The 23,412-nt window shown below is 69.5% G+C and carries 16 protein-coding genes and 1 pseudogene; 5 read left to right on the top strand and 12 right to left on the bottom strand.

Translation table 11 applies throughout. From position 1 onward, the window contains the following. Nucleotides 1–188 precede the first annotated feature (188 nt). Complete coding sequence (locus NRB56_RS35455) at nucleotides 189–2,039, bottom strand: MinD/ParA family ATP-binding protein (RefSeq protein ID WP_319944000.1); 1,851 nt, start codon at nucleotides 2,037–2,039, stop codon at nucleotides 189–191. Between the two features lie 175 nt (nucleotides 2,040–2,214). Then, nucleotides 2,215–4,017, bottom strand: coding sequence for a 2-isopropylmalate synthase (leuA, locus tag NRB56_RS35450; RefSeq protein WP_153348741.1), 1,803 nt, complete (start codon nucleotides 4,015–4,017; stop codon nucleotides 2,215–2,217). 178 nt (nucleotides 4,018–4,195) lie between these two features. Between leuA and NRB56_RS35445 the strand changes: the two genes are divergently transcribed. Together NRB56_RS35445 and NRB56_RS35440 are read left to right on the top strand one after the other, a co-directional pair. Next, the gene (locus NRB56_RS35445) at nucleotides 4,196–4,966 is read left to right on the top strand and encodes a sulfite exporter TauE/SafE family protein (RefSeq protein ID WP_153348740.1); all 771 of its coding nucleotides are present in this window, start codon (nucleotides 4,196–4,198) and stop codon (nucleotides 4,964–4,966) included. A 73-nt stretch (nucleotides 4,967–5,039) separates the two neighbouring features. Beyond that, entirely contained in the window at nucleotides 5,040–6,158 is a 1,119-nt protein-coding gene (locus NRB56_RS35440) for a DUF5685 family protein (RefSeq protein WP_153348739.1), read from the top strand. 36 nt (nucleotides 6,159–6,194) lie between these two features. On the opposite strand, the gene NRB56_RS35435 is transcribed toward NRB56_RS35440, so the two are convergent. The 5 genes and pseudogenes from NRB56_RS35435 to NRB56_RS35420 all read right to left on the bottom strand — a co-directional run bounded on the left by NRB56_RS35435 (nucleotide 6,195) and on the right by NRB56_RS35420 (nucleotide 15,247). Next, entirely contained in the window at nucleotides 6,195–7,328 is a 1,134-nt protein-coding gene (locus NRB56_RS35435) for a zinc-binding metallopeptidase family protein (RefSeq protein WP_153348738.1), read from the bottom strand. A gap of 7 nt (nucleotides 7,329–7,335) precedes the next feature. Further along, nucleotides 7,336–8,241 (bottom strand): transglutaminase family protein, encoded by a 906-nt coding sequence (locus NRB56_RS35430; RefSeq protein WP_153348737.1) that lies wholly within the window; start codon nucleotides 8,239–8,241, stop codon nucleotides 7,336–7,338. A gap of 1 nt (nucleotide 8,242) precedes the next feature. Continuing rightward, entirely contained in the window at nucleotides 8,243–9,478 is a 1,236-nt protein-coding gene (locus tag NRB56_RS40600) for an alpha-E domain-containing protein (protein ID WP_456320185.1), read from the bottom strand. A 336-nt stretch (nucleotides 9,479–9,814) separates the two neighbouring features. Next, nucleotides 9,815–11,671 (bottom strand): annotated as a pseudogene (locus NRB56_RS39525) (circularly permuted type 2 ATP-grasp protein); the annotation flags it as partial. 78 nt (nucleotides 11,672–11,749) lie between these two features. Next, nucleotides 11,750–15,247 carry a transglutaminase family protein gene (locus NRB56_RS35420; RefSeq protein WP_153348735.1) on the bottom strand — a complete coding sequence of 1,166 codons (3,498 nt, stop codon included), beginning with the start codon at nucleotides 15,245–15,247 and terminating at the stop codon, nucleotides 11,750–11,752. Nucleotides 15,248–15,307: 60 nt separating this feature from the next. On the opposite strand from NRB56_RS35420, the gene NRB56_RS35415 reads away from it, so the two are divergent. Continuing rightward, nucleotides 15,308–15,952: a hypothetical protein gene (locus NRB56_RS35415; protein ID WP_319943999.1), complete on the top strand. Its 645-nt coding sequence runs from the start codon at nucleotides 15,308–15,310 to the stop codon at nucleotides 15,950–15,952. On the opposite strand, the gene recR is transcribed toward NRB56_RS35415, so the two are convergent. The 5 genes from recR to NRB56_RS35390 form a co-directional block, all read right to left on the bottom strand. Further along, nucleotides 15,953–16,561, bottom strand: a complete 609-nt coding sequence (gene recR, locus NRB56_RS35410) for a recombination mediator RecR (protein WP_030516496.1) — start codon at nucleotides 16,559–16,561, stop codon at nucleotides 15,953–15,955. It lies immediately after the preceding gene. Between the two features lie 13 nt (nucleotides 16,562–16,574). After that, the gene (locus NRB56_RS35405) at nucleotides 16,575–16,928 is read right to left on the bottom strand and encodes a YbaB/EbfC family nucleoid-associated protein (RefSeq protein ID WP_319943998.1); all 354 of its coding nucleotides are present in this window, start codon (nucleotides 16,926–16,928) and stop codon (nucleotides 16,575–16,577) included. A gap of 113 nt (nucleotides 16,929–17,041) precedes the next feature. Further along, complete coding sequence (locus NRB56_RS35400; RefSeq protein WP_153348734.1) at nucleotides 17,042–18,181, bottom strand: acyl-CoA dehydrogenase family protein; 1,140 nt, start codon at nucleotides 18,179–18,181, stop codon at nucleotides 17,042–17,044. Continuing rightward, nucleotides 18,178–19,368, bottom strand: a complete 1,191-nt coding sequence (locus NRB56_RS35395) for an acyl-CoA dehydrogenase family protein (protein ID WP_153348733.1) — start codon at nucleotides 19,366–19,368, stop codon at nucleotides 18,178–18,180. The genes NRB56_RS35400 and NRB56_RS35395 overlap by 4 nt, the downstream gene beginning before the upstream one ends. Before the next feature lie 169 nt (nucleotides 19,369–19,537). Beyond that, complete coding sequence (locus NRB56_RS35390; RefSeq protein WP_319943997.1) at nucleotides 19,538–19,975, bottom strand: SRPBCC family protein; 438 nt, start codon at nucleotides 19,973–19,975, stop codon at nucleotides 19,538–19,540. A 321-nt stretch (nucleotides 19,976–20,296) separates the two neighbouring features. Here NRB56_RS35390 and NRB56_RS35385 point away from each other — a divergent pair, with 321 nt between their 5' ends. Together NRB56_RS35385 and NRB56_RS35380 are read left to right on the top strand one after the other, a co-directional pair. Beyond that, complete coding sequence (locus NRB56_RS35385; RefSeq protein WP_319944015.1) at nucleotides 20,297–21,754, top strand: FAD-binding oxidoreductase; 1,458 nt, start codon at nucleotides 20,297–20,299, stop codon at nucleotides 21,752–21,754. Beyond that, entirely contained in the window at nucleotides 21,751–23,067 is a 1,317-nt protein-coding gene (locus tag NRB56_RS35380) for a class I SAM-dependent methyltransferase (protein ID WP_319943996.1), read from the top strand. Before NRB56_RS35385 ends, NRB56_RS35380 begins: the two co-directional genes overlap by 4 nt. The last annotated feature ends 345 nt before the right edge of the window (nucleotides 23,068–23,412 follow it).

Below are 23,412 nucleotides of genomic sequence, written 5' to 3'. Positions count from 1 at the left end.
ACCGGGCCCGCAACGCACGGCCGGGCCAGGACTTCGCCTTGCCTGCTTCGCCGGGCAGCGTGCCACAGGGCTGGTCCGCCTCGGCTCAGCCACTCGACACCGCTACTCACCCAATGGGCCGCGTGCGCCGCAATGCTGTTCGGAGCCGGATCGGTCCGGCCCCGGACAAGGCGGGGCCGGACGGCGCCTCATTGACCGTACTGGCCCGGATATCCGTTGCCGGGGCCGGAATACGAGTTCGACGAGCCCGGGTAGCCGCTGCCGTACTGCGGGCCCGGGTTGCCGGAGAACGGCGGTGGGGGCAGCTGGAAGCCGAATTCGTCGGCGACCATGGCCGCCAGCTCCAGCAGGGCGCGGCGGGTGGGCTTGCCGACCAGTTCGAGGTCGATCTCCGAACCCTCCGCCAGGTGGTCGTCGAAGGGCACCACCTGCACCGCGCGGGTGCGATCGAGGAACAGCTTGCGCAGCTGGTCCAGGTCGACGGTGGAGGCGCCGCGCCGAGAAGCGTTGACCACCACCACGGTTCGCTCGACGAGCTTGCCGTACCCGTGATGCTCCAGCCAGTCCAGCGTCGCCGAGGCGCTGCGCGCGCCGTCGATGGCCGGCGAGGTGACCAGGACCAGCGAACTGGCCAGATCCAGTACACCCTTCATCGCCGAATGCATGAGGCCGGTACCGCAATCGGTGAGGATGATGTTGTAGAACTGCTGCAGGATCGCGATGGCGCGGCGGTAGTCCTCCTCGCTGAACGCCTCCGAGACTGCCGGATCCTGTTCGCTGGCAAGCACTTCCAGGCGGCTCGGCGACTGCGAGGTGTGCGCCCGCACATCCGAGTAGCGGCCGATGTGCTTGTCTTCCAACAGGTTTCGCACAGTGGACCGGGTCTGCCGGGGCACCCGGTGCGCCAGCGTGCCCAGGTCGGGGTTGGCGTCGATGGCGATCACCCGGTCACCGCGCAGCGAGGCGAAGGTGGAACCGAGACCCACGGTGGTGGTGGTCTTCCCGACGCCGCCTTTGAGCGACAGGATCGCGATCCGATAGTCGCCGCGCACCGGCTGGTTCACCCGGTCGACCAGTTCGCGCTGCGCCAGTTCCGCGGTGGAGTCACCGGGATTGATGGTGCCGCCGGACATCCGGTGCACGGCTCGTCGCCAGCCACCGCGCGGAGCACGGCGGCTGCGCTTGAGCAGGTTCAGATCGTTGACCGATTGCCCGGAGCCGGAGTGCGGGAACTGCTGCTGGGGCGGCAGCCCCTGGTGCTGCGGCACCGGCGGCTGACCGGGCGCGCCCGCCCAGCCCGGCGGGGGCTGCGGCGGTTGATAGATCGGCTGCGGCGGCAACGGTGGCGGCGCCCAGCTGGTGATCGCTTCGCCGGGCTGCTCGTGACCACCGGTGATGTGCTCGGGCCCGCGGGCGGGCTCCTCCGGAAAGACCCGGCGCACCAACCCGTCCGGGCCGATCTCCTGACGCACCTCGCCGTACGGGGTCTCCTGCCGGACCTCGCCGTAACCCGCCATCGGCACCTCGCCGTTGGGCGGCGGGCCGGGATAATTTCCCGGCGGTGGGAAGTTCGGATCGTACGGCGCCATGCCCGGCGGGCCGGGTTGCGGTGCCTGGGGCCAGCTCTCGGGCCCCGGCGGGGGCCAGGCGCCCTCGGGAGCGTAGGCGCCGGGCGGCAGGAAACCCCCGTACCCCGGCGGCGGTCCCATCGGCGGCGGCGCGAATCCGGGCGGACCCGGCGGCGGGTAACCGGGCTGCCCCGGCGGGACGAACGGCGGGACCTGCTCGTAACCCGGCGGCGGACCCGGCTGAAAAGCGTTCTGCTCGAACGGATCCGGCACCGGCGGGAAGAGCCCGGCGGCAACCTGTTCGGATTCGCCGACCTCCTCGGACCCCGGGACGCCTTCGTGGTCGGCGCCCGATTCGTCGGCGGGATCGGCGACGTGGGCCGATGTAGGCGAATCATCGCCGCCCGCTGCGCTTTCCGCGGGATGGTTGTGGAGCCAGGGCGGTGCGGTCGAGTTGTCGTCAGTCGTCACGTTTCCCCCATCTGCCCGGGTTCATCTTCGAGCAGAGAGCTCGGCGCTGTTGCTGTCTCACGCTAGCACGGTGCCCGGAGGGCGGCGGCTCGGCCGATCGGGCCGACCAGGCCCGAGCCCGGAGTTGTCCACAGGTGGAAAACTCCGGCCTCGGGAACCGAATCGAACCAGGTGATCAGCGGTCGCGGGCAGCCCGGTTGACGGCCGAGACCACCGCGCGCAGCGAGGCGGTCGTGATGGAGGTGGCGATGCCCACACCCCAGGTGACCTTCTCGCCGATGGCGCATTCCACGTAGGCGGCGGCCTGGGCGTCGTCGCCCGAGGACATCGCGTGCTCCGAATAGTCCAGCACCCGTACGTCGTAACCGATGGTGCCCAGCGCGTCCACGAAGGCCGCGAGCGGGCCGTTGCCCTCACCCGCGATCTCCTGTTCGACCCCGTCGACCTTCACCACGGCGTCGATATGGTCGGTGCCGCCGTCGGTTTCGGACGCGGTCATCCGCTGGCGCATCCGCTCCAGCGGCAGCAGCGGGTTCAGGTACTCGTCGGCGAAGACGTCCCACATCTCCTTGGGAGTGACCTCGCCGCCCTCCCCGTCGGTGATCTGCTGGATCGCCTGGGAGAACTCGATCTGCAGCCGCCGCGGCAGGGCCAGGCCGTGGTCCGTCTTCATGATGTAGGCGACGCCGCCCTTGCCGGACTGCGAGTTGACCCGGATCACGGCCTCGTAGGTGCGGCCCACATCCTTCGGATCGATCGGCAGGTAGGGCACCTCCCACACGATGTCGTCGACGTCGGCGCCGGCATCGTCGGCGGCCGTCTTCATCGCGTCCAGGCCCTTGTTGATGGCGTCCTGATGGCTGCCGGAGAAGGCGGTGTACACCAGGTCGCCGCCGTACGGGTGACGCTCGTGCACGGGCAGCTGGTTGCAGTACTCCACCGTGCGCCGGATCTCGTCGATATTGGAGAAGTCGATCTGCGGATCCACCCCCCGCGAGAACAGGTTCATCCCCAGGGTGACCAGGCACACGTTGCCGGTGCGCTCACCGTTGCCGAACAGGCAGCCCTCGATGCGGTCGGCGCCGGCCATGTAGCCCAGCTCGGCGGCGGCGACGGCGGTGCCACGGTCGTTGTGCGGATGCAGCGACAGCACGATCGAATCGCGGCGGGCCAGGTTGCGGTGCATCCACTCGATCGAGTCGGCGTACACGTTCGGGGTCGCCATCTCGACCGTGGCCGGCAGGTTGATGATCATCGGCCGGTCCGGGGTCGGCGCGATGATCTCCGTCACCGCGTCGCACACGTCCTTGGCGTACTCCAGTTCGGTGCCGGTGTAGGACTCCGGGCTGTACTCGTAGCGCCAGTCGGTGTCGGGATAGTTCTTCTCGACCGCCAGGCACAACGTCGCCGCGTCGGTGGCGATCTTCTTCACGGCCTCGCGGTCCGCGCGGAACACCACCTTGCGCTGCAGGATCGAGGTCGAGTTGTAGAAGTGCACGATCACGTTCGGCGCGCCCGCGCAGGCCTCGAAGGTCCGCTCGATCAGCTCCTGGCGGCACTGGGTCAGCACCTGGATGGTGACGTCGGCGGGCACGGCGCCGTCCTCGATGATCTCGCGGACGAAGTCGAAATCGGTCTGGCTGGCGGACGGGAAACCGACCTCGATCTCCTTGTAGCCCATCCGCACCAGCAGGTCGAACATGCGGCGCTTGCGGGCGGGGCTCATCGGATCGATCAGGGCCTGGTTACCGTCGCGCAGATCGACCGCGCACCAACCGGGCGCTCGGTCGATGACCCGGTCCGGCCAGGTGCGATCGGGCAGGATGACGGGGGCTACTTCCTCGGCGAACGGCCGGTACCGGAACACCGGCATCGACGAGTTCTTCTGCTGGTTCCAGGCGGGCTGGTCGCCCGGGGCGGGCTTGGCCGGAGTGGAGATCGACCGCGTTCCGGAAACGAAGGCATCAGCGGGTGACATGCGAATTTCTCCGTGGTGTGGGTGATGTGTCCCAGAAGGATGTGGGTAGACCGGCACAGCTGAACCCCGCGACGGGAGCCGGTCCGTATCAGAACCCGTCGCGGCGGCCGAGGAGGAGTGCCCGCTGCATGATGATCGGTAGTTTACAGCCCCGCAATCTCGCAGCGGAAGGGAGCCCATGTCTCCGCTGGACCAACTCGCCGTCCTCGCCGCCGGTGTCGCCGCGGGCGGCATCAACGCCGTCGTAGGGTCCGGAACCCTCATCACCTTCCCGGTGTTGCTGGCCCTCGGCTATCCCCCGGTCACCGCCAACGTGTCGAACACTGTCGGACTGGTGCCCGGCAACCTCTCGGGGGTGCTCGGCTATCGGCGCGAGCTCGCCGGGCAACGCGCCCGGGTGCTGCGGCTGGGGACCGGCACCGTCCTCGGCGCGCTGATCGGCGCGATCCTGCTGCTGAAGCTGCCGCCGGGCGCGTTCAAGGCGATCGTGCCGGCGCTGATCATCCTGGCGCTGGTCCTGGTGGTCGTGCAGCCGCGGCTGTCGCGCTGGGTCAAGGACCGCCGCGCGGCGAACGGCCGGGAAGCGGAGACCGGCGGGCACGGCGTGTTGCTGTGGCTCGCCGTGGTGGGCACCGGCGTGTACGGCGGCTATTTCGGCGCGGCCCAAGGAGTGCTGCTGATGGGCCTGCTCGGCGTGGTCGTGCACGAGGATCTGCAGCGGCTCAACGCGGTGAAGAATGTGCTGGCACTGCTCGCGAACACGGTGTCCGCGGCGATCTTCATCGTGGTCGCCGACGTGTCCTGGGCGGCCGCGGGCCTGATCGCGGTCGGCTCGGTCATCGGCGGGCAACTCGGCGCTCGCCTGGGCAGGCGACTGCCGCCGGCCGTGCTGCGCGCGGTGATCGTCGTGGTCGGCATCGTGGCAGTCACCCGGCTGCTGATCACCTGACCATCATCGGCACTCAGCCGATTCCCAGCGGGATTCGCACCACGGGAGGGTGTTTCGCGGCTACCGTCGAATCATGTTCGGCATCATCCGACCCTGCCGCCATCGGCTGGGCGAGGAGTTGAGCGCGGCCTGGATGGCCCAACTGTGCGGGCTGTGCCTCGCACTGCGGGACGATCACGGGCACGCCGCGCGGATCGCGACCAATTACGACGGATTACTGATTTCGGCACTGGTGGAGGCGCAATCGGCCGGCGGCGCCGCCCGTCGAGCCGCGGGTCCGTGCCCCCTACGCGGAATGCGCGGCGCCGATGTCGCGGTCGGCGACAGCGTCCGGCTCGCCGCGACCGTCTCGCTGGTGCTGGCCGCCGCCAAGGTCCGCGACCACGCCGACGACGGCGACGGTCTCGCCGGCACCGCCGGTATCCGGCCCGCGGCCCGGCGGATCGCGCGGCGCTGGGCCCGGCAGGGCGCCGGGACCGGCGCCGACCTGGGCTTCGACACCGGCGTGCTGCTGACCGCCGTCGAACGGCAGACCGAGATCGAGGCCGCGGCCGGACCGGGCACCCCGCTGCTGACGGTCACCGAGCCGACCGAGACGGCCACCGCCGCGGCCTTCGGCCACGCCGCGATCCTGGCCGGCCGGCCCGCCAATGCCGAACCGCTGGCCGAGGTGGGCCGGATGTTCGGGCGGATCGCGCATCTGGTCGACGCGGTCGAGGACCTCGGCGACGACCTCGCGCACGGCAAGTGGAATCCCTTGCCCGCCACCGCGACAAGCGTCGACGAGGCCCGCCGGTTGTGCGACGATGCCCTGCTCGGCATCGAATTGGCCTTGGCCGACGCGGAATTCACCGACGACCGGCTGGTGCGGACCATGCTCACCCGTGAGCTGAAGCGCTCGGTGCGCCGCACCTTCGGCCACGGCCACAACGGCAGCTGCCGCACCGAGAACCGGATCGAAAGTCGTTGGCGGCGAAGGGGTTATCCGCCGCCACCGGGCTACGGATACGAGCCCGGCTACCCGCCGCAGGGTTACTACGGCAGGCCGCCCCGGCGCCGCAGCTCCTGTATCCCGTTCTGCGAGGGCATGATCTGCTGCGAATGCTGCAACTGCGGCGAGGACTGCTGCTGCGCCTGCGAGGGCTGCGCCTGCGGCGAGGCCTGCTGTGGCGAAAGCTGCTGCGACTGCTGACGTTTCATGCAGCGATCCCGGACTATCGCCGGAACCTCATGCGGTAGTCCGGCGACGCCACCGCAACCGGCGCGAGCGCGGGGACACCGGAACCGGTGCGTCGACCGGTGCGTCGACCGGCAGGATGTCGGGTTCGGCGGGTCGCTGCGCACACAGGTCGTGGATGAAGCGCATCTTCTCCAGCACCGGTTCGGCGAGGACGAACGGGTACAGGTCGTGGTGGCCCATCGAGCGGTTGATCATGTTCAGCGACCAGGACAGTGGCAGCCACAGCTCGATGATCCGGTCGAAACCGGCCCGGCCCAGTTGCGGGCGATCCAGTGCCGCGCCGGCGGGGGCGAAACCGTAGGCCGCCGCCGTGTCGAGCGTGTCCCGGATGTGCAGGTAGTGCGCGAAGGTCTCGGCCCAGTCCTCGGCGGCGTGCATGGTGGCGTAGGACGAGACGTAGTTGTGGGTCCAGCCCGCCGGGGCGCCCTCGCTGTAGTGCCGGTCCAGGGCTTGCTGATAGTCGGCGGACGGGTCGCCGAACAGTTCCCGGAACCGGTCCGTCGCCGCGTCGTCCACGAGCACGGAGAAGTAGTAGTGGCCGATCTCGTGCCGGAAATGGCCCAGCAGGGTGCGATACGGCTCGGCCATCTCGACGCGCAGCCGCTCCCGGTGCACATCGTGCGCCTCGGCCAGATCGACGGTGATGACCCCGTTCATGTGCCCGGTGACCACCGGGTCCGCCGCGCTGGACAGCAGATCGAAGGCGAGCCCGCGCTCCGGATCGGCCTGCCGGTCCGTGATCGGCAGGCCCAGTTCGGCCAGTTCGAGCACCAGTCGGCGCTTGGCGGCCTCGGCGTCGGCATACGCGGCCAGTCCGTCGCTGTCCTTGTCGGCCGGGCGGGTGCGAGTGAGGCGGCACGATTCACACAGCACCCCGTCGTCGCCGGGGGCGGCCGCGACCAGCCAGTTGCAGTTGGCCTTGTGCAGGTTGGCGCACAGCCGGTACTTGTCGGCGGGCACCACGCCACCGCTCGCGGCCTCGGCGGCGACCACGTCCGGCCCGCCGATCACCACCAGCGCCCGCTCGCCGAGGCTGAATCCGAGGGGGCTGTGGCAGCCCAGGCACAACGAGTTCTCGAAGGTGAGTTTCCAGCCGCAATGGGGGCAGGTGAAGGCGCGCATGCCGGGGCTATACCCCGAGCGGGGCCACATCCACACCGACGGCGATTGTGCTCTCGCGCGCGTCGGTGTAGATGATGCCGCGCAACGGCGGCACGTCGGCGTAGTCACGGCCCCAGGACAGCGTCACGTAGCGATCGTCCGCGAAAGTGTCGTTGGTCGGGTCGAATCCGATCCATTGCCCCTCGCCGTCCGGCGTCTGCGGGTCCGGGGCCCACACCGCCGCCCACGCGTGGGTCGCGTCGGCGCCGACCAGACGTTCCTGGCCCGGCGGTGGATCGGTGGCCAGATAACCGGAGACATAACGCGCGGCCAGGCCGTGCGAGCGCAGGCAGGCCGCGGCGATCCGCGCGAAGTCCTGGCAGACCCCGCGCCGCGCCGCGAACACATCGGCCACCCGGGTGCTGACGGTCGTGGAACCCGATCGGTAGGCGAAATCCCGATGGATGCGCGAGGTCAGTTCCGCGACCGCCGCCAGCAGCGGCCGGCCCGGGGTGAACGATTCGGCGGCATACGCGGTCACCTCGGCGGTGATCTCCGGCGGTTGCAGATCCAGCGCGAACTCGACCGCCAGCGGCGCGGCGCCGCCACCGGGACGGGCGCGCTCCCAAGGCAATTCGGCCACCGGAAGCACCGGCCGCCGCACCTCGACCACCGACTCCCCGACCACCTCGAGCCGCCGATGCGCCGCGGTGACATGGAAATACAGCGTGACGTTGCCGTACACGTCCGCGCCGACCGAGCGATCCGAGGGGACCGGGTCGATGTCGACGTCGTGCGACAGCACCCGCTGGCCCGCGAATTCGCGCGGTTGCAGATAGGCCCGGCCGTAGGAACTGGTGACGTCGTCGGAATAGGTGTACGTGGTGCGATGCCACACTCGGTAACATCGGCCGCCGGAGTCGTTGCCGCTCATCTCATTCCACCACTCGTGTATTGCCCCACAGCGGCTGGATGTCGCCGGGCCCGGCCAGCCGACTGGTCTCGAAGGCCTCCGACAGCGTACGCAGCCGCAGATGGACACCCTCGATCAATTCGGCGAACACCGTGCGCCGGCCCGCCGCGTCGGCGACCTCCAGATCGGCGGGGTCCAGCCGACTCAGCATCCGCTGCGCCTCGGCGAGCAACCGCTGCGGCCGGGAGGATCCGGACGCGCCCGGCAACGCCTGGAGGTCCGCCTCCAGCCGCTCCAGTTGATGCGCCAGCGAGCGCGGATTGGCGGCATCGAACAGCAGCAGGCTCGCCACCGCCGCGACCCGGATCGAATCCCGGTGCCGGCGACGGTAACTCACCACCGACTCGGTCGCCCGCAGCACCGCCTCGGTGACGATCCGCTGCACCGCGTCCGGATAGGTCTGGGTGAACGCCGCCGCCAGCAGAGCGGTCAGCGCGATGCCGCGTTCGATCCGCTTCCCGATATCGGCCACGTACCAACCGGTGTCGCGCACCATGGACTCCGCGTCCATACCGGACAGCGCCAGCAGCGCCGCGAGCACCGCCGCGTGCAACTCCGCCAGCGCCGCCTCCTGGTCGCGGGCGCCGGCGCGGTACTGCGCCATCGCCCGATCCATGGCGCTCGACACCATCCAGGTATCGGCCGACAACTGATCACGCACCGCCCGCGCATCGGCTCCGAAATGCTCGATCGCGTAGGCCAGCGAACCAGGCAACTCCCGGTCCGCGCTCACCCGGACCAGGTAGCCGTGGCCCGTCGGAGACGCGCCGACCACCGGCGGCAGCCATGCCGGAACATCCTTGGCCACAATGGGATTCGACCGATCACGGTCGCTCGGTGAGTCGTTGCCGGACGATCGGCGCGACTCCTCGCCGCGTTCCGGCGCACCGGCGGGTCCACCCGTACCGCGACGGCCGAGCCCCCCGGAGCCGGCCGCCGACGTGTCACCGGGCACCACCGACTCGTCCGGAAAGCCGGAGGCTTCCGGTCGCTCGGGGGCTTGCGCGTTCGGCGGCGAGGCGTTCGGGAGCGGCGGACCGTCGAGGGACGGAGCGGTGGGCTCCTGCGGTCCGACGGGCTCCCGGTATCCGCCGGGAAGCGAATCATGCTGTACCGCAGCGGGCTCGGATGCCCGGGGTGGGCGGGGCGGGGTGGGCGGGGTCGGATCCGGGCCGGGCGGCGCGTCCGCGCCTTGCAGGCCGGCCTGCTCGGCGGTGACGGGGTGCGCCGGCGCGATCCGATCCGACCAGGCGATCGGGTCGGCCGTGACCGCGTCCGCGCCGACCGGACCGACGGGAACGTCGGACTCCGGCGAATGCCGCTGTGCGGCAGGCGCTTCCGGCGAGCGCCGGGCGGGGCGGCCGAACGTCTCCGGCCCGGCGGCGGTGCGCCAGTGCTCCGCGGCGCGGGACTGTTGTTGTGGTGGTGGGAGTTCTAGTTGTTCCGCGGAGCGCAGGAGGGGTTCGTCCGCCGTGGGGCGCCGCGAGCCGGGACCGGACGCGGGGCCGGTGGGAGCCGGATCCGGTTGTGGCAGTGCGGCGATCGCGAGGGGCGCCGGGGTGCCGGTGACCCGGGACAACGCCGCCATCAGCACGGGTACCGCGTCGGCGCCGTCCAGCCAGGGGCGGTAGCGGAAGTCCTGGTATTGCCGGTGGATCGCGATCAGCAGGCGGACCGTGGCCTGAGCGCGCTCCGCGTAACGACCCATCCAGAACAGGTTCTCCAGTACGCGCGGCGAGCTGATCGCCTCCAACACCGGTGCGGCCGAATGCACTCGCTCCTCGTGCACCGGCTCGGCGGCAACGGCCGCGGTGGCCGCGACCGGGGCCGCGCGCACCCACACGTCCTTGGCCGCCACCTCGAGCACCGATCGCCGGGGCTGCGTGCGCTGATGCAACTGCCCCAGACCGCCGGGCATGACGCGATATCCGCTGCGGCCGGCCATCGAGAACAACCGCACGCCGACCGGGGCCGCGGTGAGGCCACCGTCGGCGATCGCGGGGGCGACCGAGAACTCCGGCGGCTCCTGCCCCACCCACTGCCAGCCCTGCGCCTCGATCCGGGCCGCCAGCTCCGCGCGCTGCGCCGCCGACAATGCCGGACCGACATGCGTGGCGCCGTCGACGGCGGAACGAATGATCAAGCGGCCCACATGCTTCAGCAGATGGTCGCGTTCGGCGTCGACGCCGCCCCAGTAGGCCGGCGCCCCGGGCAACAGCAGTTCCTCCCCGAACAGTTCCCGCGCAAGCCGCGGCAGCAACACCGCCAGCGCGGGACTCTCCAGCAGCCCGCTACCCAGCGTGTTGACGATCGTCACCGCGCCGCGGCGCAGCACCTCCACCAGTCCGACCACGCCGAGCCGCGAATCCGGCCGCAGATCCAGCGGATCCGCGAATTCGGCGTCCACGCGGCGCAACACCACGTCGACCCGATGCAGCGTGCCCAGCGACCGCATCCACAACATGCCGTCGCGAACCACCAGGTCCTCGCTCTCCACCAGCGGAAAGCCGAGCACCGAGGCCAGATACGCTTGGTCGAAAGCGGTTTCGGAGTGCGCGCCGGGACTCAGCACCACCACCGTGGGATCGTCGGCGGCGGCCGGCGCGGCCTCGATGAGGAGCAACCGCATCGCCCGTGCGAACGGTGTGAGCGGCCGCGGGCTCGAATGCTCGAACGCCTCGGGCACGGCCGCGGACACCACCCGCCGGTCGGCCAGCACATACCCGGCCCCGGACGGCGCCTGTGCCCAATCGGTCAGCACCCGGAACTCGCCGTCACCCCAGCGGCTGATGTCGCTCGCGTGCAGGAACAACTGATGCCGGCCGGGCAGCGTGATCCCGTGTGCCGCACGGAGATAACCGGTGCTGCCGAAAACGATCTCCGGCGGCAGCACACCGTCGGTCAGCAGCCGCCGCGGCCCGTACACATCGGCCAGCACCGCGTCCAGCACCCGCGACCGCTGCGCCAGACCGGCTTCCAGCCCGGCCCAGTCGTCGGCGGACACCAGCAGCGGAATCGGATCCAGCCGCCACGGCACCGGCGCCGCCGGGCCGAGCGCACCCGTCCCGGACGCGGCGGTCGCAGCCGACTCGCGCCCGAACGTCGCATCCGGCGCGACATCCGAGGCCGGTCCGGACCACTGTTCACCGGCGCCGACCTCGGTGTAGGTGATCCCGTCGTCCTCGACGAGCCGGCGCACCCGCCGGTCCAGCCGGGCCAGACCCTCGGGGCCCTGATCGATGAAGTCGGCGGACAGTTCCGACCAGATCGGCCGGATCCGGCCGTCGGCGTCGACGAGTTCGTCGTAGTAGCGGTCGACCGGTTCGCCGCAGGCGTCGTAGGAGGCGGTCTCGACGGCGGCCGCCCGGTAACGGGCGAATTCGGCTACCACCGCGCGCGTCGCGTCACGACTCCGGATGTCCGGCTCCTGCCCTGCCATCGCGGCGGCCCTCACTTCTCGCAGGCATGTCTATCGGCCGCCGGTCACGCCCCACACGGTTCGTGCACGGCGCAGATCGAGAATGCCCGGCGCCCCGACATCGACCGACTGTACCGCTATTTTCGCACGCAGATCGGCCGGGTCGCGACGTCCCGGCGTATGTCCGATCGGTTCGAACCGCCGATTGCGCCGCGATTGCGCCGTGACGGCGTTCACCGGCGGGGTCTCGTAGGAGAGACCGCCCGGATGCGCGACGTGGTAGGTGCAGCCGCCCAGCGATACACCGGTTTCCGCCTCGACCAGATCGAAGACCAGCGGGACGTCGACGGTGATCGACGGGTGCAGCGCGTTGGGTGGCTGCCACGCGCGGTACCGGATGCCGGCCACCTGCACGTCGGCCTTGTCCGTGGAGAGCAGCGGCACGGGAAATCCGTTGCAGGTCAACAGGTATCGATCACGATCGGCGCCGGCGAGCCGGACCTGCAACCGTTCCACCGAGGAGTCCACGTAGCGCGCGGTGCCGGTGGCGACGGTCTGCTCGCCGAGGGTGTGCCACGGCTCGATGGCCGAACGCAGTTCCAGTTCGGCGTTCCCGAGCGCCACCGTGCCGATCCGCGGAAACCGGAACTCCGCGAACGGGTCCAGCCAGCTGAGCTCGAATTCGATGCCGTGCGAACGTAGATCGGCCACCACCTCGGCGATGTCGGCCAGCACGAAGTGCGGCAGCAAATAGCGGCCGTGCAGGTTGGCGCCGTGCCGCACCAGCGGCGCGGTGTACGGTTCGGACCAGCACCGCAGCACCAAGGCCCGGACCAGCAGCGACTGCACCATCGCCATCCGGTCGTGCGGGGGCATCTCGAAGCCGCGCAGTTCCAGCAGGCCCAGGCGGCCGCGCGCGGAGTCGGGACTGTACAGCTTGTCGATGCAGAATTCCGCGCGGTGGGTGTTGCCGGTCAGATCGGTGAGCAGGTGCCGCAGTGCGCGATCCACTTCCCACGGAGCGGAAGACACTGTGTCCGAATTGGTTCCGTTGTCCGGCTGCTTGCGGGCGGCGAGCCGGGCGATCTCGGCGAAGGCGATCTCCAGTTCGTAGAGCGCCTCCGGGCGGCCCTCGTCCACCCGTGGGGCCTGCGAGGTGGGCCCGATGAAACGGCCGGAGAACAGGTACGACATCGACGGATGCCGTTGCCAGAGGCGCAACATCGAGACCAGCAGGTCGGGGCGGCGCAGCAGCGGCGAACGATCCGGGGTGGCCCCGCCGAGCGTGAGGTGATTGCCGCCGCCGGTACCGGAATGGGTGCCGTCGATATCGAAACTCTCGGTGCTCAGCCGCGCCAGCCGGGCCTGCTCGTAGAGCGTCTCCAGTAGCCGGGCCTGCTCGGCGAAGGAGGCGGTGGGCTGCACGTTCACCTCGATCACGCCCGGATCCGGAGTGACCGAGAAGGTGCGCAAGCGCGGATCCGGTGGCGGCGCATAGCCTTCCAGCACCACCGGCTGCCTCAGCGCGACGGCCGCGGCCTCGATCCGGCCGACCAGATCGAGGAAGTCCTCGAAACTCGTCATCGGGGGCAGGAATACGAACAGCCGGCCGTCGCGCACCTCGGCGACCAGCGCGGTCGTCGGTACCCAGTCGGCGGCCTCGACGACGGCCTCCGGTTCGGTGCGCGGCAATCCGAGCGGGCCCGGCACGATCGGATCCCGCTCCCACTGCGGCGGCGGCGGATACCAGGAAACCGCGTCCAGCGGCAGGCGCAGGCCCGCCGGGGAATCGCCGTCCGCCAGCACGATCCGGCCGCGCCGGAACTGCCAGTCGGCACTGGCCCAGCCGGCGCCGTCGGCGCGGCGGTGCAACGGCAGCACGTACGAGGTGGCCGCGGTGACCGTCTCGTCCAGCCGTGCCAGCAACTCGCGCCGGGCCTCCGGCGAATCCTGTTCCGGGGCGAGATCTTCCGTGGGTTCGCCGACCGGCGCCCGCAGTACCGCCGACAGCCGCGACAGCGGATCCTCGTAGGCGGGCCGGACCTGTGCTTCCGGCAGTCCGAGCGCCGCGGCGACCTCGGCGATCAGCCGGCGTGCGGCCTCCGGCTTCGCCTGCCACACATGCCCGTTCGTTTCGGCACCGCGCGCCGCCGATCCCCCGGCGCCGTTCGAGCCCGCCGGCGGGCCGGTGGTCGGCTCCACCGCGGAATTCGCCTGCGGGGCAACCGCGGCGCCCGTCTCGTGATCGACGCGCCGCAGGTCCGGAGTCGTCCACGGATCCGCGAGCAGATCCTGGCGGGTCCAGACCGGCTCGCCGTCGGAGCGCCAGGCGACCGCGATCTCCCAGCGCGGCAACGGTTCTCCCGGATACCACTTGCCCTGCCGATACTGCACGAGCCCGGTCGGCGCGTAGATCCGGCGCATCCGGCTTGCCAGATCGACCGCCCGCAGCCGCTTCTCGGGCCCGTCGGCCGCGGTGGTCCACTGTTCGCTGGTCTGGTCGTCGACCGAGACGAAGGTCGGCTCGCCACCGATGGTCAGGCCGATACCGGCGGACCGCTCGTCCACCGACGCGCCCAACTCGGTGATACGCCGCCACTCGGTGTCGGTGTACGGCAACGTGACTCGCGGGTCCTCGTGGATCCGCCGGACCGTGTTGGTGAATTCGAGGGTGGCCTCGCAGCGGTCCGTGGCGCCGGTGATCGGCGCCGACGAACTGGGTTGCGGGGTGGCCGCCAGCGGGATGTGGCCCTCGCCGGCGAACAGGCCGGAGGTGGGGTCCATACCGACCCAGCCCGCGCCGGGCAGGAACACCTCGGTCCAGGCGTGCAGATCGGTGAAGTCCGCCGGCGGGCCCGAGGGTCCGTCCAGTGAGGGCGCGTCCTGGGACAGCTGCACGAGATAACCGGACACGAACCGCGCCGCCAGCCCCAGCTCGCGCAGAATCGACACCAGCAGCCAGGCCGAGTCGCGGCAGGACCCCAGCGCCGCCCGCAGCGTGAAATCCGGGGTCTGCACACCGGGTTCCATCCGGACGGTGTAGTCGACGTCGTCGCGCAAAGCCCGGTTCAGTTCGACCAGGAAGTCGATCGAGCGCGGCCGGTCCGCGGCCAGTGGCAGCGCGTGCCGGCGCACCCACTCGCGCACCAGCGGTCCGGGGCCGGACGCCGCGTCCGGATCCTCGTCGACCGGCCGGAGATACGCCTCCAGGTCGGCGGCCTGGTCCGGCGAATAGGTGAACGGGAAGTGTTCGGCGTCCTCTTCTACGAAGAAGTCGAACGGATTGATCACATCCAGGTCGGCGACCAAGCCGACGGTGATCTCCAGCTCCCGCGCGGGCTCCGGAAAGACAAGGCGCGCAAGGAAATTCCCGAACGCGTCCTGCTGCCAGTTGACGAAATGCCCCGCCGGGGCGACTCGCAGCGAATATGCCTCGATGGTCGTCCGGGTATGCGGCGCGGGCCGCAGCCGGACGACGTGCGGATGTATCCGCACGAGACGGTCGAAGGAATAGCGGGTGCTGTGCTCGAGGGAAACCTTGATCCCCATACCCAAGTTCACCACACCTGGCACGAACGTGCCGGACTAGCGACCGCGTAGCCTGACCGGGTGAGCTACGACCACGTCCTGCTGCCCTCCGGCGCCGCCGTGACACCCGCCGAGGTCGACGCGTACCTGTCCGCTCAGCAGGGGCGGCCCGAGGCCGAGCCGATCGCCGCGATCGCGGCCGAGCTGAACCGCCGCAACGCGGAACTGCCCGAGGCGGACGCCTTCCTCGCCGACGCCCCCGCCGGTGGCGCGGACACCGGCACGACGCTGTTCGTGTCGAGCGGATACGACGCCATCGGATATCTGCGCGCGCTGCTGTTCGAGCTGGCCACGCCGCGCGACTACGCCGTCTACGATCCGCAGCTGACCTGGCTGATCGACCCGGCCGGACACGTCCCGGTGACGGTCACCCACGGCGGCGCGGGCGATTTCCCGTACCTGACCCGCGCGCTGATCGATCTGTGGGTTCCGACCCTCTCGGATCCGAATCCCTACCTGATCGTCGAACGCGAACCGCAGCACTACATCCAGACGTTGCGCGAGGAATCCGGGCGCTACACCCTGGAACTCCGCGACGGCTCACCCGAACGGCACTTCGGCACCCAGCTCGACGATGCGCAGCAGGTCGCGGATCTCATCTGGGAGTGGACGACCGGCGACCGCTCCGGGCTCGACGCGCTGGAGTGGCGGCCGGTCGACCTCTGATCAGAGGGTGCGGCGGCCGGACAGCGCCCGGCCGAGGGTGAGCTCGTCGGCGAACTCCAGATCGCCGCCCATCGGCAGCCCGGAAGCCAGGCGCGTGACCGACAGACCCGGGAAGTCGCGCAACATGCGCACCAGATAGGTGGCCGTCGCCTCGCCCTCGGTATTGGGATCGGTGGCGATGATCACCTCGGTGACATCGACCCCGTCCTCCTGATTCCCGATGCGCGCCAGCAGTTCCCGGATCCGCAATTGATCCGGCCCCACCCCGGACAGCGGATCGAGCGCACCGCCGAGCACGTGATAACGGCCACGGAACTCGCGAGTGCGCTCGATGGCCTGCACATCCTTGGGCTCCTCGACCACACAGATCATGGTGCGGTCGCGGCGCGGGTCGGCACAGATGCGGCACAGTTCGCCGTCGGACACCGTGCCGCACACCGCGCAGAACCGCACGCCGTCGCGCACCTTCTGCAGGGCGGACTGCAGCCGGTCGATCTCCGGCGGCTCGACCGACAGCAGATGAAAAGCGATGCGCTGCGCGCTCTTCGGACCGACGCCGGGCAGTTTGCCCAACTCGTCGATCAGATCCTGAACCGGCCCCTCGTACACCCCGCGCCCTGGCTCAGCCCGGGAAGCCGGGCAGCTGGCCACCGCCGGGGAAGCCGGGCAGCTGGCCGCCGCCCGGGTTGCCGGCCAGCGGGCCCAGCTTCGCCACGGCCATCTCGTGCGCGTTGGCCATCGCGTTGTTGATCGCGCCGGCCACGAGGTCCTGCAGCGTCTCCACGTCCTCCGGATCGACGACCTTCGGATCGATCAGCAACTGCTGTACCTCACCGGTCGCCTTGACGCGGACCTTGACCAGGCCGTTGCCGGCCTCGCCCTCCACCTCGGTGGCCGCGATCTCGGCCTGTGCGGTCATCACCGCCTGTGCCTGTGCCAGCAATGCCTGCATATCGATCTGTCCACCGGGCTGCACCGAACCATGTCCTCTCTGGCGGGAATCGGGTGCCCCCAGCCTAGTCACGGCCGGGAGCGGCCGTGCAGCCAGCCGGTATCCGGGACCTGCTCGGCCGTAAGCGCCTCCAGCGCTCAACCCGGGAGTGCCTCCGGCACTGTGGTCAGGCCGGCCGTGCGCAGCGCGCGGCGCCGGGCGGCGGGGACGCCGCCGTAGCTCTCCCGGATCGCGGTCAGCCGGGCCGCGAGGTGGGCGACATCCGTCTCGAAGGTCATGCCGATGCCGCCGTGCAACTGGATCATCTCCTCCGCGGCGGTGCGGGCCATGGTGCCGGCGTAGACGAACGCGTCATCGGCGGCCGCCGGATCGACCGCCCCGGTGGTGGCGACGGTGAAGGCCCACAGCACGAACGAACGAGCGAGCTCCACCTCGGCGTACAGGTCGGCGCAGCGGAAATCCAACGCCTGGAAGGTGTCCAGGCTCACCCCGAACTGCCTGCGGTTGGTTAGATAGCCGACCACCTGCGCCAGCCCGGCCTCGGCCAGGCCGATCGCCTCGGCCGCCACGGCCAGCCGCGCCCGCGAATAGGCCGCGCGCAGCGCGGTGACCGACTCCTCGCCGGTGCTGCCCAGCCGCCGCGCGGGCGTACCGGTGAACCGCACCTCGCTCGCGTGCGTCCAATCCGGGCCGCGCCCGTCGATGCGGACGATGCCGGGCGCGTCGGTGTCGACCGCGTACACGCCGGTCCGGCCGTCGGCATCGACCGCGGTGACCAGCAGCAGGGCAGCCTGCGCGGCCCGGGGCACCGGCGATTTCACGCCCGCCAGGACGATGGCGCCGTCGGCGTTCTCGGCGGCGGTCACCGACGGGGTGGCGTGCCAGACCCGGCGCGGCTCGGCGTGCGCGACGGCGAAGATCTCCTGCCCACCGGCCAGCCGCCGGAGCAGCCCGGCGCGCGAGTCGCCGGTGTCGAGGTCGGCGATCAGCCAGGACGGCAGGTACACACCATCGAGCAGCGGCTCCACGGCGGCGTGCTTGCCCAGCGCTTCCATCGCCACGTAGACCTCGCCGAGACCCGCGCCCATGCCGTCGAACTCCTCGGGGATGGTCAGGCCGGTGAGTCCCATCTCGGTCAGCGCGGACCACACCTCGTCGCTGTAGCCGCGGTCCGATCGCACCGACTTGCCCCGGAAGCCCGGCTGATAGGAGCGGGCCAGCAGGCCGTCGACGGCCTCGAACAACATCCGCTGGTCGTCGTCGGGCTCGATGTTCATCGCGTCCCCTTCAGTCCGAGGATGTTCAGGGCGATCACGCGGCGCTGAATCTCGTTGGTACCACCGAAAATCGAGACCTTGCGCAGGTTCAGATATTGCAGCGCGGCCAGATTCGCGAAATCGGTGGTGCTCAGGTCGGGGCCGTCGTGCTCGCCGACCAGGCCCGCGTCCGAACCCGCGACCTCCATCCGCAGCGAGCTGAGTTCCTGCAGCACCCGGGTGCCCTCGAGTTTCAGCAGCGACGACACCAGCGACGGCTGCCCGTTCGCCGAGGCGCCGGTGACCCGCATCTGGGTGGCCTCCAGCGCCAGCAGGCGCAATTTGATGTCGTACAGCCGGGCCCGGAATTCCGGATCCTGGGACAACGGCTCGCCGCCGATGTCCACCTGATCGGCCATTTCGGCGACGGCCTCGAAATAGGTCTGACTGGTGCCGATGCGGGCGATACTGTTCCGCTCGTTACCCAGCAGGAATTTCGCGTAGGTCCAGCCCTGATTCTCCTCGCCGACCAGATTCTCCGCGGGTATCCGGACACCGTCGAAGAAGAATTCGTTGACCTCCGGTTCGCCGTCGATCAGGACGATCGGCCGCCGTTCCAGGCCGGCGGTGTTCATATCCAGCAGGAAGAAGGAGATGCCCATCTGCCGTTTCGGCGCCTGCGGATCGGTGCGGGCCAGCAGGAACATCCAGTCGCCGTACTGGCCCAGCGTCGTCCAGGTCTTGCTGCCGTCGATGATCCATTCGTCGCCCTCACGGCGCGCGGTGGTCTTCAGCGAGGCCAGGTCGGACCCGGCCTCCGGCTCGGAGAAGCCCTGCGACCACCAGATGTCCAGATTGGCGGTGGGCGCCAGGAAGCGTTCCTGCTGTTCGGGGCTGCCGAATTCGCACAGCACCGGCCCGACCATGCTGGCGTTGAAGGCCAGCGGCTGGGGGACGGAGGCCCGTTGCAGTTCCGAGGCGTAGAGGAACCGCTGGACCTCGGACCAGTCCTGCCCGCCGAATCGCACCGGCCATTCCGGCACCGCCAACCCGTGGCTGTTGAGGATCCGCATCGAGGTGACCAGGTCGTCCCGGGTGGTCCGCCCGTCGAGCGAGCGCTGCCGGACATCGGCGGGCACCTCGTTGCGGAAGACGTCTCGTAATCCGTCGCGGAACTTCTTCTCGTCGGCAGTGAGTTCGAGGTCCATCGGTCCTCCGTACCGAATACGCACAGACGAAGACTGAATATCGGAGCATCGGGCCCCGACGTCTCGACTGTACGCTGAAGCAGCCCGCGCAAGCCTTTCCGGTTATCGGACGGCAACTCGTCGCCGCCGACGATTCGGAATCAGTGCGGGTTCGTCACGGAAAGGAAATCTAGCCCGCCAGTTCCCGCTTCAAATTCTCCAGGACCTCCGCCTGGATCTTCTTCAGGCCCAGCGGCGCGAAGATGCCCTCGAAGAATCCGGGCACCCCGTCGGCGCCCTTCCAACTGGTACGCACGGTCACCAGCGAACCGGCGCCGGACGGCGTCACGGTCCAGGTGGTGACCATCGTGGAATTCGAATCGCGTTCGGTGACCATCGAATCCGACACCGACACCACGGCATGCACGTTGCGGGAACGCTTCTGCGTGGCCTGCAGGGTCCATTCCGCCACGGTGCCCGCGCCGATACCGCCCTCCAGCACCTTGTAGTCCCGGTAGTGCGCGGAGAGGATGCGGGGCCGCACGGTCTCGTAGTCGGCGATCACCTCCAGCGCGCGCTGCGGATCTGCCGGAACGACGATCGAACTGGAGGCGCTGACCTGTCCCACGAAGTGCTCCTTGATCGAGTTGGCGGTGCGGGGGGCGCACCATGCCTGCCGCCGGGCTATGCTACGCCGCCGTACCGGTGGACAAGGGCACCGGCGTCACCGGAATCACCATGCGGGCAACCTCCGTGCACCGCTGCCCGCGCGGATGTCGGTGCACTGTCGTATTGTGCCGGGAAACAGGTCGCCACCAGGTGGTTCGCCGGTTCGGGTCAATAGCGCCGAAATCTCAACACAATGCAACATGTGCGTGAAGAATTCCACTTCGAGGGACCCTCGCGGTGGCCGGTCACAGGGGTGCGAGATAGCGTCAGGAGCGTGGCAGTGAGTCTGTTGGGCAAGGCCGGACGCGCGTCGGCCGAGTTGGAAAGCGGTTTCGCCGCACACCGGGCCGGAGTCGATCGCCTGTTGGCGAGCTACGCCGCGATCCCGCGCGACGCCAATGTGCGACTGGCGAAGAAGACCTCCAACCTGTTCCGCGCCCGGGCCCGCAGCAACGCTCCCGGGCTGGACGTCTCCGGGCTGAACCGGGTGATCGAGGTCGATCCGGTCGCCAAGACCGCCGACGTGGCCGGCATGACCACCTACGAGGATCTGGTCGCCGCCACGTTGCCGTACGGGCTGAGCCCGCTGGTCGTGCCGCAACTGAAGACCATCACGCTCGGCGGCGCGGTCACCGGGCTGGGCATCGAGTCCACCTCGTTCCGCAACGGCCTGCCGCACGAGTCCGTGCTGGAGATGGACGTGCTGACCGGCTCCGGCGAGATCGTCACCACCTCGCCCACCGAGAACGCGGACCTGTTCCGCGGCTTCCCCAATTCCTACGGCACGCTCGGCTACTCCACCCGGCTGAAGATCGAACTGGAATCGGTGCAGCCCTATGTGGCGCTGCGGCACGTGCGGTTCCACGATCTCGGCGAGCTGGAGACGGTGATGGCGCAGATCATCGCCGACCGCGCGTACGCCGGGGAGCGAGTGGACTACCTCGACGGCGCCGTGTTCACCGCCGACGAGAGCTATCTGATCCTCGGCCGGCAGACCGACGAGCCCGGCCCGGTCAGCGACTACACGGGGATGGACATCTACTACCAGTCCATCCAGCACGATTCGGCGCAGCCCAAGCGCGACCGGCTCACCATCCACGACTACCTGTGGCGCTGGGACACCGACTGGTTCTGGTGTTCGCGGGCCTTCGGCACCCAGAATCCGTCGATCCGCCGGTTCTGGCCGAAGCAGTACCGGCGCTCCAGCTTCTACTGGAAGCTGATCGCGCTGGACCACAAGTACGACATCGGCGACCGGCTCGAGGCCCGCAAGGGCAACCCGCCGCGGGAGCGTGTGGTGCAGGACATCGAGGTGCCCATCGAGCGCACCGCCGAATTCCTGCGGTGGTTCCTCGCCGAAATCCCGATCGAACCAATTTGGTTGTGCCCCTTGCGATTGCGGGACGACACAGTGATTTCGGACGAGCGCCTGCAACAATCGGGCGCTTCGCGCCAGTGGCCGCTGTACCCGCTGGAACCCGGCCGCACCTACGTCAACATCGGCTTCTGGTCGGCGGTCCCGACCACGCCGGGACAGGGCGAGGGCGCGGCCAACCGCGCGATCGAGCGCAAAGTCACCGAGCTGGACGGGCACAAGTCCCTGTACTCGGATTCCTTCTACGAACGGGACGAGTTCGCCCAGCTGTACGGCGGTGACGTCTACACCCGGCTGAAGAAGGACTACGACCCCGATCAACGATTGCTGGATTTGTATTCGAAGGCGGTGCAACGCAAGTGACAACGTTCAGGGAACGTTCGGACGTATTCGCGGAGCTGGGAACGAAACTCAGCATCGCCGAGATCTTCGAGACCCTGCTCGAAGGCGAGGTGCCGATCCGCTTCACCGCGTACGACGGCTCCAGCACGGGCGCCACGGACTCGGAGTTCGGGCTCGAGATCAAGAACGCGCGCGGGATGAACTACATCGCCACCGCGCCGGGCGATCTCGGCATGGCCCGCGCCTACATCGCGGGTGATCTGGCCTCCGAGGGGGTGCACCCCGGCGACCCGTATCCGATCCTGAAGGCCATGGGCGACATGAAGTTCCGGCGGCCCTCGCCGCTGGCGCTGGTCACCATCGCGCGCTCGCTGGGCTGGGACGCGCTCAAGCCGATCGCCCCGCCGCCGCAGGAGACCCTGCCGCGGTGGCGCCGGATCGCACTGGAGGGCCTGCGGCACTCCAAGACTCGCGACGCCGAGGCGATCCACCACCACTACGACGTCTCGAACACCTTCTACGAGTACGTACTCGGACCGTCGATGACGTACACCTGCGCGGTGTACCAGGACGAGAGCCAGACCCTGGAGCAGGCGCAGGAGAACAAGTACCGCCTGGTGTTCGAGAAGCTGAACCTGAAGCCGGGCGACCGGTTGCTCGACATCGGCTGCGGCTGGGGCGGCATGGTGCGCTACGCGGCCAAGCGCGGCGTGAAGGTCATCGGCGCGACGCTGTCGCGCGAGCAGGCCGAGTGGGCGCAGGCGCGCATCGCCGAGGAGGGTCTGCAGGACCTGGCCGAGGTGCGGCACTCGGACTACCGGGACATCCAGGAGAGCGGCTTCGACGCGGTGTCGTCGATCGGCCTCACCGAGCACATCGGGGTGCAGAACTACCCGTCGTACTTCGGCTTCATCCAGTCGAAGCTGCGTGACGGCGGCCTGTTCCTGAACCACTGCATCACCCGGCCCGACAACACCCGCACCACCAAGGCGGGCGACTTCATCGACCGGTACGTCTTCCCGGACGGCGAGCTGATCGGCTCGGGGCGGATCATCTCGGAGATCCAGAACCTGGGGCTCGAGGTCGTGCACGAGGAGAATCTGCGTCCGCATTACGCGCTGACCCTGCACGAATGGTGCAAGAATCTGGTCGCGAATTGGGATGCGTGCGTCGAAGAGGTCGGCGAGGGCACCGCGAAGGTGTGGGGTCTGTACATGGCCGGCTGCCGGCTGGGATTCCAGCGGAATGTGGTGCAGCTGCACCAGGTGCTGGGAATGAAGCTGGGCGAGAACGAGGAATGGACCGTGCCGCTGCGGCCCTGGTGGAATGCGTGAGCACGAATAGTGGCTCGCGCCGCTGATCTGTGTGTAGAATTCTTCTCGTCACTCAGGTGATGCCGGGGGGTGGAGCGTCCGGCTAGACGCTCCACCCGGGTGAGTCGCTTAGTCCACCAACCGGCGGACCATGCGGAAGAAGACCTCGGCCATGCTGGCCATGCCGATTACGAGCACTGCTGTGTACAGTGCTTCGGCTGCCCGGCTGGCCGGGGTCACCCTCTTACGGTGCTTTCCCATAAACCCACCCACCTCCTTCCTGGGCGCGATGTACGGACCATATGTCCATCGCCCCTCGGAAGGAGGTATCTCGATCATATAACAGATCCGAGCATAAATTTACCG

The organism is Nocardia aurantia (assembly GCF_009604425.1).
Lineage (GTDB): Bacteria > Actinomycetota > Actinomycetes > Mycobacteriales > Mycobacteriaceae > Nocardia > Nocardia aurantia.
Note: the sequence above shows the minus strand (reverse complement) of the source record. Positions and strands in the feature narration are given on the sequence as shown.

Excerpts from the sequence above, each read along its gene's own strand:
- leuA (WP_153348741.1), bottom strand. The coding sequence starts at position 4,017 with ATGTCACCCGCTGATGCCTTCGTTTCCGGAACGCGGTCGATCTCCACT.
- NRB56_RS35445 (WP_153348740.1), top strand. The coding sequence starts at position 4,196 with ATGTCTCCGCTGGACCAACTCGCCGTCCTCGCCGCCGGTGTCGCCGCG.
- NRB56_RS35440 (WP_153348739.1), top strand. The coding sequence starts at position 5,040 with ATGTTCGGCATCATCCGACCCTGCCGCCATCGGCTGGGCGAGGAGTTG.
- NRB56_RS35435 (WP_153348738.1), bottom strand. The coding sequence starts at position 7,328 with ATGCGCGCCTTCACCTGCCCCCATTGCGGCTGGAAACTCACCTTCGAG.
- NRB56_RS35430 (WP_153348737.1), bottom strand. The coding sequence starts at position 8,241 with ATGAGCGGCAACGACTCCGGCGGCCGATGTTACCGAGTGTGGCATCGC.
- NRB56_RS35420 (WP_153348735.1), bottom strand. The coding sequence starts at position 15,247 with ATGGGGATCAAGGTTTCCCTCGAGCACAGCACCCGCTATTCCTTCGAC.
- NRB56_RS35400 (WP_153348734.1), bottom strand. The coding sequence starts at position 18,181 with ATGAACATCGAGCCCGACGACGACCAGCGGATGTTGTTCGAGGCCGTC.
- NRB56_RS35395 (WP_153348733.1), bottom strand. The coding sequence starts at position 19,368 with ATGGACCTCGAACTCACTGCCGACGAGAAGAAGTTCCGCGACGGATTA.